This window comes from Nostoc sp. UHCC 0251 (assembly GCF_034932245.1).
Classification (GTDB): Bacteria; Cyanobacteriota; Cyanobacteriia; order Cyanobacteriales; family Nostocaceae; genus Nostoc.
This window is the reverse complement of sequence record NZ_JAYGHD010000317.1, coordinates 1-7,194: the sequence shown is the minus strand read 5'-3', so window position 1 is coordinate 7,194 and position 7,194 is coordinate 1. Positions and strand designations below refer to the sequence as shown.

Annotated in this window: 3 protein-coding genes; 2 read left to right on the top strand and 1 reads right to left on the bottom strand. The window is 42.2% G+C overall.

Annotated elements, in window-relative coordinates; all coding sequences use genetic code 11:
* A partial coding sequence (locus VB740_RS25555; RefSeq protein ID WP_323202671.1) for a GAF domain-containing protein occupies positions 1-1,423 on the bottom strand: 1,423 nt, incomplete at its 3' end.
* Positions 1,424-2,080: 657 nt separating this feature from the next.
* On the opposite strand from VB740_RS25555, the gene VB740_RS25550 reads away from it, so the two are divergent.
* Both VB740_RS25550 and VB740_RS25545 read left to right on the top strand, forming a co-directional pair.
* Positions 2,081-2,254 (top strand): hypothetical protein, encoded by a 174-nt coding sequence (locus tag VB740_RS25550; protein WP_323202670.1) that lies wholly within the window; start codon positions 2,081-2,083, stop codon positions 2,252-2,254.
* Between the two features lie 1,079 nt (positions 2,255-3,333).
* Positions 3,334-6,477, top strand: a complete 3,144-nt coding sequence (locus VB740_RS25545) for a filamentous hemagglutinin N-terminal domain-containing protein (protein WP_323202669.1) — start codon at positions 3,334-3,336, stop codon at positions 6,475-6,477.
* The last annotated feature ends 717 nt before the right edge of the window (positions 6,478-7,194 follow it).

The window sequence follows — 7,194 nt, the reverse complement described above, 5'->3', positions numbered from 1 at the left end:
TGGAGCACTGATGTGCAATTAATAAGCCAAATAGCTGTTCATCTTTGAGAATGGGTGCGACCAAATTTGCTTTGACAGCGAAGGATTCGAGCAGGTTAATATGACAATCAAGCAAACCGACTTCATAAATGTTGTTTGTGGCTTGAACCCGACCAGCCTGATACTTTTCTACATAACCCTGAACAAAACATGGGTCTTGGATTTCAGACCGCAAAACTTTTGGATAACCTGGAACCACTGATTCTGCAATTACAGTTCCAGACCAATCAGCGTGAAAGCTATAAACCAGCACGCGGTCAGTACTTAGTGTTTTGCGAACCTCTTCCACTGTGGTTTTGATGACATCCTCTTCGTTGAGCGATTGGCGAATGCTGCGGGTAATTTCGATAAATACCTCAGCTTTATTTGCTTTGGTATCAACCTGTTCTAGAAGATTGGTGTAGTCAAGGGCGAATCCTACTTGTATAGCTATCTGAGCCAACACATCAATCTCAGACTGCTGCCAAACGCGCATTCTAGAACACTGATGTGCAATCAATAAACCGAATAGCTGTTTGCCTTTGAGAATCGGTGCTACTAAATTAGATTTGACAGCAAATTGCTTTAGCAACTCAATATCACTATTACTGAGATCGGCTTTATAAATATTATCAATAGCATGGGTATAACCATTGTGGTATTTTTCTATATACCCTGCCTCTAACCCAGGGTCAGAGACTGTAAGCCCTAAGATTTTCGGTAAACCAGGTGCTACTGATTCTGCGATAAAGGTTCCATTACAGTTGGAACTGAAGCAAAAGATAGCTACGCGGTCGATGCTTAAAGCTTTACGAATTTCTTCTGAGGTAGTTTTGAGAACATCTTCTTCATTGAATGATTCTCGAACCCAGCGAGTAACTTTCATCAATAGTTGAGAGTAATCAGCTTCGGCTTCTTTCTCCTTTTCCAAAACTGAAAGCAGCTCTGTGAATAAGTTCATGTTTCTCTCTAACATCACTAGTTCATCTTCGCTAGCGATGAAAGTTTGAGTAAAATCACTGTCAGGACGTAGCTTGTTTTTGATAATATTAGAGGTTGCAGCAGCGTTACTGACTCGACTCATAGCTCGATTAGTCACAAAAACAGCGATCGCACCTGCTAAAATTGCTGTTCCCCCCATACCAGTTAACAAGAGTGATAATTGTCTTTGTAAAACAAGTTCTGTTTCTGCTGAACTTTTCGCACTCTCTTGTTTGACTTGCGGAATTTGTTTGGTAATTAAATTAATGCCGTAGAAGTAAGTAGCTGTTCCAATTGCAACAATAGGAAGGGCACTAATACTTAGTGCCCAAACAATTGCTTTAGTCTTTAAACTCCATTTTTGTTGCCGCAGCTTTTGTTGACGATTTCGCCTTGCTTGGATTTGAGAAAAAGACTGATTCATAAATGAAACCTGGATTGCTGCAATTGAGGATCAAGTAAATAACCTCACCAACAAATTCTACACAAAACTTATTAAACAAGGACTGGCTTTTAGGAGTATTTTAAGCCACTAATCTTCTACGTCATGCCCCATAAGGAGCTTTTAGATAAAAAACAATCAATCGCTTGGGTGAGTAAGGAGAGCGCGAGAGTAGGGGGAGCAGGGGGAGAATAAAGATGAGTATTGTATTTGATGCAGAAATTAAGTAATTTAATTTTTGGATCTCCTTAACCCTTTTGTTGCCTTTTAAGCTTGATACAAGAGAAGCTTACTACTCGGTTTCCTTACGTTCGCATAGCGGCACGGCACAAAGTGCAAGAAGGAGTTGGAGCTTATACCATTTTAGTTTAAAAATTACACAAAAAAGTTGTCGGTGCGGCAATGCCATGCCCCTACAATAAATCTGTATATTTAAGAGTTTTTGTGAATCAGTATTAAGTGTATATACTGTAGTCTAATTGACTAAAAATATTTGTAGCTGCGTAGGAATAGCCCGCCACAGGCATTACACAAACACCCCTTTACAAAAGCAAGTTAGAAAAATAAAGCAATGGTATTTTTATGAACACCCATTACGGTCTAAGAAAAGCTAAAGCTGTCGTTATCGCACCGTAAACTGTGATTATAAATAATGATATCTCAGAAAAGCTTCATGCTCAGATTCAAGCTCAGGAACAAGCGATCGCTTTACCCGTATTTCTCACAAGCTTCAGGCGTTTGATGGAGCAGAGGGGCAGAGGGGCAGAGGGGGAAGAACAAGGCACATTGAACGGGAGCAACGCGAAAAAGTGAGATCATCGTCTAATGAGCAGGGGGAGCAGGGGAAGCAGGGGAAGTAAAGAGAAAATACTAATAACTTTTACTACTAAAATAGTTCAAAATACACTTAATTTCTTTCTCTCCCCCTGCCTCCTCTGCCTCCTCTGCCTCCCCTGCTTACTCACCTCACAAAATCGCATTGCTCCCCATTGAACTCTCCCCTGCTCCCCTGCACAATGTTAAATACAGCTGAAGCATTACTTATAAATAGTCATCATATATAATTAAAATTGAAACTGGAGTTAATACAACTTAAGTATTTCTTATTGATGTTGAAGCTGTAGTTATAAACGCTCATACTGCTATAAGTAAAATTGAAGTTGTAGTTAATACAACTTAAGCCATAGTTATAGATAGTCATAGTGTCATAAGTAAACTAGAAGCTGTAGTTAATACAACTGAAGCGTTACTTATAAATGTTGAAGCTGTAGTTAATACAGCTTCTTCTGCGGTTATAAATGCTCAAGCTGTAGTTAACACAACTTCTTCTGTAGTGATAAATGCTCAAGCTGCGGTTAACATAGCTTCTTCTGTAGTTATAAATGCTCAAGCATAATCGAAGTTTCGATTGAGGAAATGCATTCCAATACTTCTCGGTTAAGAATTAAGCGGTATTGAGAATATAGGAATCCGGTTTGATTTATGAAAGAAATTAGGTATTGTAGGGTGCGTTAGGATGAAGTCCGTAACGCACCAAACCCTTAATAATGGTGCGTTACGCTATCGCTAACACACCCTACGTATCTACGTATCTGTTCAAAAATCAAATAGGAATCCTATAGAAATAGCTAATGCTAGCTTCGGGCTTTTTCATACCAAGATACAAGCGAGGGAAAAAGCGATCGCTGAATTCTAAATTGAACAAGTCGGAAGGTATCGCAGGAGGCAGGAGGCAGGAGGCAGGAGGTAAAAGTATTACTATTCCTAGCCTTGAAGTTTTCAAAATGTCCTAACCTATGTGGCTACGGCTGTATTAACTTGATGGACACTAATTATGGTTAACTCAAAAAAGAGTCCATCTGTTACAAAGTTTAGGGGATGGAATGTTTGGGATGACTACTCGTTGGTTTTTGGCGATTGTGATGGGAAGTGCGATCGCTTCGAGGGCAAATTGTGCTTCTGCTCAAATTACCCCAGATAGCACTTTGCCTAATAATTCTGTTGTTACACCAGATGGCAGCACCCTCAATATCACAGGGGGAACGCAAGCAGGAAGTAATTTGTTTCACAGCTTTAGGGAGTTTTCTGTTCCTACTAACGGCGCTGCTTCCTTTAATAATGCTTTAGATATTCAAAATATCATCGGTAGAGTAACGGGTGAGTCAGTCTCTAACATTGATGGGTTAATCCGAGCTAACGGTACAGCCAACCTGTTTCTGATTAATCCGTCGGGGATTATTTTTGGTCAGAATGCTTCGTTAAATATTGGTGGTTCTTTTGTTGCGACTACAGCTAATGCACTGCAATTTGGAAATCGAGGATTTTTTAGTGCTACTGATAAAAATATTCCTTCACCGTTGTTGAATATTAATCCTTCAGCATTACTGTTTAATCAGATTAATCAAAACGCAGCGATTCAAAATAACTCAATAGCACCCACCGGAACAGATCCAGCAGGCTTTGATGCATTTGGTTTACGAGTACCAGATGGTAAAAGTTTACTGCTGGTGGGTGGTAATCTTAGCATGGATGAGGGACAATTAAATGCTTTTGGTGGGCGAGTTGAGTTAGGAGGATTGGCCCAAGCTGGTACTGTAGCGCTGAGTGTAGCTGGCGATAATCTCAGCTTGAAATTTCCTGAGAATGTTGCGCGAACCTCGGTATCCCTTACCAATCAAGCTGCAATATATGTAGAAGGGGCTGGTGGCGGTGATATTGTAGTCAATGCAAAGAATCTAGAGATATTGGAAGGAAGTATTTTAAGCGGTGGTATTGGGGCAGGTTTGGGGACACCTGAAACAATTGGGGGAGATATTACGCTGAATGCTACCGGGGAAATCAAAGTTGCAAGCAATGGGAGCAGAGTTGCCAACGTTGTAGGCTTGGGGTCACTTGGTAATGGGGGTAACATTACTATCGACTCTGGTTCCTTCACATTACGAGATGTTGCTCGACTTTCTACCTCAATATTGGGGCAAGGAAATGCGGGGAATGTGACAGTGCGAGCACGTGATGCTGTTTTCCTTGCAAGTAATGCTGCCATCCTCAGCACGGTGCAACCAGGGGGCGTAGGTAAGGGAGGCAATATCGATATCAATGCTGCAACACTTTCATTAATTGATGTTGCTCAAGTGGCAATAGTCACTCGTGGAGCATTTGGGAACCAGCTAGCAGGACGGGGGAATGCAGGCAATGTCAACATTAATGTTACTGGCGCTGTTGATATTACTGGGGAGAAAAACGGTGCTCGTAGTGGGATTTACAGCCGGGTGGAAACAGGGACAGTTGGCAATGGTGGTAACATTACTATTAATTCTGGTTCTTTATCGTTACAAGATAAGGCTCAACTACAAACCTCAACATTTGGACAAGGGAATGCGGGGAATGTAACAGTGCGGGCACGTGATACTGTTTTCCTTGCAGGTCAACCAACTGGTATCCTCAGCACGGTAGAAGCAGGGGGCGTTGGAAATGGAGGCGATATCGATATCAATGCTGCAACACTTTCATTAGTTGATGGTGCTCAACTGCTAACTATTACTCGTGAAGCATCTGATACCCAGCCAGCAGGACAAGGGAATGCAGGCAATGTCAACATTAATGTTACTGGCGTTGTTGATATTACTGGCGCGAAAAACGAATTTAGCAGTGGGATTTCCAGCATTATAGGAACGGGAACAGTTGGCAATGGGGGTAACATTACTATCAATTCTGGTTCTTTTTTATTACGCAACGGCGCTCAACTTTCTGCGTCAACTTTAGGAGTTGGGAATGCGGGGAATGTGACAGTGCAGGCACGTGATGCTGTTGACCTCGCTAATGATGCTGACATCTTCAGTACGGTGGAATCAGGGGGCGTTGGAAATGGAGGTAATATCAACATCAACGCTGCAACACTATCACTTACTGATAAGGCTCAATTGATAACTATTACTCGTGAAGCATTTGATACCCAGCCAGCAGGACGGGGGAATGCAGGCAATGTCAACATTAATGTTACTGGCGCTGTCGATATTAGTGGGGGGAAAAGCGGTTTCAGTGGGATTGGCAGCGAGGTGCAAATGGGGACAGTTGGCAATGGGGGTAACATTACTATCGATTCTGGTTCTTTTTCATTGCAAAATGACGCTCAAGTTTCTGCGTCAACTTCGGGAGTTGGGAATGCAGGCACAATTAAAGTTAATGCTGCCAATTTTTTCACCATTTCTGGTAGCAGTTCAAACTTTACAAGTGGGTTGTTGGTTCTCTCTGAAAGTCCGACGGGTGCTGCTGGAGATATTATCGTCAACTCACCTAAAGTTACCTTAGACAACAGTGGCACACTCAACGCCGAATCTGCATCAGGTAACGGTGGCGACATCAACTTACAAACTGATTTACTGCTTCTGCGTCGTGGCGCTCTAATTTCCACCACCGCAGGCACAGCAGAAACTGGTGGTAATGGTGGCAACATCACCATTAATAACCCGTCGGGCTTCATTGTTGCCGTCCCAAGCGAAAATAGCGACATCACTGCTAATGCTTACACAGGCAGTGGTGGAAGAGTAGTTATTCAAGCTTTTGGTATCTATGGCATTCAACCCCGCCAGTTTTTAACATCTCTTTCGGATATCACCGCTAGTTCTGAGTTTGGTGTAAACGGGACTGTAGAACTTAACACGCCCGATATCGACCCTAATAGTGGCTTGCTAGAGTTGCCAACAATACCAGTTGGCACCAAGGTAACACAAGGCTGCTATAGTTCTGGTTACGCCCAAAACCGATTTGTGATCAGTGGACGTGGCGGTTTACCCCTCAATCCCTATAACTTTCTTTCTCCTAATACAGTTCTGGTAAATTGGGTAACGCTCAATCCCAGCACCAGAAACCGCAAGAGTCCACCTGTTACCATCAAACCTACTACTGCTACGCCAAAACCCATTGTAGAAGCTACAGGGTGGGTGATGAATGCAAAAGGGGAGTTGGAACTTACAGCGAATGCACCCAGCACACCTCATAGTTCCTGGCAAAACCCTGTATCTTGCCGTGCTTCTTAGATGTTAGTTTCCAAAGCTTCTAACACATTCTGCGTATAGGCAACGTTTTGATTCCCTTCGTCTTCAAAGAAAAAAGAGTTTGTATAAATTACTACTACAAAACTTCTTAGAGGAAAACTCAATGAGGCGATCGCAGATAAGCATTGAATTCATAAGCTAAAAATCTTTTAATTTGCATCCTCAAAAAAATGAATCTCTTGTGGGGTGGGCATCTTGCCCGCCCTAGTTGTGCAAATTAAATGCGCGACAGCTTATTACAATTGGTCAAGCCTCACAACAAGCAATGTAATACTTCTCGGTTAAGGCCAAAATTGGGGTAAAGTAACAATGGAAGTGAGATCACAGAAGAAGAAAAGGGCATAAACAAGAGGACTTGGGGACAAGGGGAAAGACTTGTTTCAAGTTCTTACCTCTTGTCTCCTTGCTCCCTGCTCCCCCGCCGCTTCAGTCAGAGTGGATTGCAGACATAGACGCAAAGCGGCTACTCTTCTCCTGACGGAGACGCTACGCGAACGGGTTCTTCAACGGAGTACCTGTAGGGTACGAGAAACGTTATACATGCTTCTGATAAATTAAGAGAATTTACCAGTAATTATCTAATAAAAAATACAATTATTTGTGGATTTTGCGGAACCATAATTGATTTCTAGTAGGGCATAGTACAATACTTTTCGGATAAACCCAACAATCTCTTTTTTGGTCTGGGGGAAAGGTTAA